The organism is Bacillus sp. AY2-1, assembly GCF_008368965.1.
GTDB classification, from domain to species: domain Bacteria; phylum Bacillota; class Bacilli; order Bacillales; family Bacillaceae_G; genus Bacillus_A; species Bacillus_A thuringiensis_S.
Genome location: NZ_QPEL01000279.1, coordinates 1 through 1,656, shown reverse-complemented (window position 1 = coordinate 1,656; position 1,656 = coordinate 1). Strand labels below are relative to the sequence as shown.

The following is a 1,656-nucleotide window of genomic DNA, read 5'->3' as shown; positions in this document are numbered from 1 at the left end:
GCGTTTTTGTATGTCTATTTTCATATGTGATGAATTGCAACTATTTGTATAAGGATTCAAAAAATTTTCGTTGTATATATTTCTCCAAATTAATTATTTAGCTATTTAAAAGTATCGAAAGATGTGTGCACACTAATGTACATTTTTTAGTGTCAATAAAAATATTATGTCAACAATATGAACTGTCACAAATCTTTATATATTATTGTGATTGATATCACATCACTTTTTTTCAATGGGTATTATGCTTAAGGTGTAATGAATGATTGGGAGAGGGTGGGATGATATGTTTTGTTATCAATGTGAACAAACGCCAACAGGCGGATGTAAAGTGATGGGTGTTTGTGGTAAGAATGAAACGATTGCGAGTTTACAAGATACGATTGTGTTTGGGCTAAAAGGAATTGCAGCTTATCGCACACATGCTGCTCAGCTAGGGTATACGGATGCATTTGTAGATGCTACAACACAAGAAGCTTTATATATGACATTAACAAATTCTAATTTTAACGAACAAGAGCATATTGATATGGCTATGAAAGTTGGGAAATCAGCTTTACGGGTGATGGAGTTATTGGATGAGGCACATACGAATCATTTTGGTGTGCCAGAACCTGTACAAATTACACAAAATCGTGTAGAAGGTAAAGCAATTGTAGTTACGGGCCATAATTTATTTGCATTAGAAGAACTATTAAAGCAAACAGAAGGAAAAGACATTAATATTTATACGCATTCTGAAATGCTACCAGCACACGGATACCCGCAGCTGAAAAAATATAAACATTTAAAAGGAAACATCGGTAAGGCATGGTATGATCAAAGACGCCTTTTTGAAAAATTTACTGGTGCCATATTAGCTACAACGAACTGTGTTATGCCAATTAAAGGCTCGTACTCTGATCGATTCTTTTCATATGACATTGCAGGTTTAGAAGGTGTACAAAAAATTGAAAATGATGATTTTACAACGTTAATTCAAAAAACGCTAGAACTTCCAGAAGTACATATGGAGTCGGATGAACAGTTAGTGACAGGGTTTCATCATAATACAGTATTATCATTAGCTCCAGAAATTATTGACGCAGTAAAAAAAGGGAAAATAAAGCGTTTCTTTGTTATCGCCGGTTGTGATGCACCGGGAAAAGGCGGAGAATATTATCGTGAATTAGCAACGTCACTTCCGCCAGAAACGGTTATTTTAACAACTTCTTGCGGGAAATTCCGCTTTAATGATGTGGATTACGGTGTTGTACCTGGTACGGAAATTCCGCGTTACATTGATTTAGGACAGTGCAATAATTCAATTTCTACAGTGAAAATAGCGGCTGCTTTAGCTGATGCTTTTCAATGTGAAGTGAATGAATTGCCAGTAAGTATTGTCCTATCATGGTTTGAACAAAAAGCGGTTGCCATTTTACTAGGGCTATTTAGTCTTGGGATTCAAGATATTCGCATCGGTCCAAAGGCTCCTGAATTTATTTCAGCTGGCGTGCTTGATGTATTACAAGAAACATTTGGTTTAAAACTAATTACAAATGCAGCAGAAGATATGGCTATGATGTTATCGTAACGGAAAAGATGTTTTCACTTAATTGTGGCTTTATAAATCATTTGTATGTGTGTGAGTAAACGTACATACATACAAATGATTAT

1 protein-coding gene is annotated in these 1,656 nt (G+C 35.1%); it reads left to right on the top strand.

The annotated features are described in order from the left end of the window. Nucleotides 1-286: 286 nt before the first annotated feature. Nucleotides 287-1,573, top strand: coding sequence for a hydroxylamine reductase (gene hcp / locus DN403_RS30370; protein WP_002082429.1), 1,287 nt, complete (start codon nt 287-289; stop codon nt 1,571-1,573). Nucleotides 1,574-1,656 lie beyond the last annotated feature (83 nt).

Bases quoted from the DNA above. Each gene is read 5' to 3' on its own strand.
- hcp (WP_002082429.1), top strand. From the start codon at position 287: ATGTTTTGTTATCAATGTGAACAAACGCCAACAGGCGGATGTAAAGTG.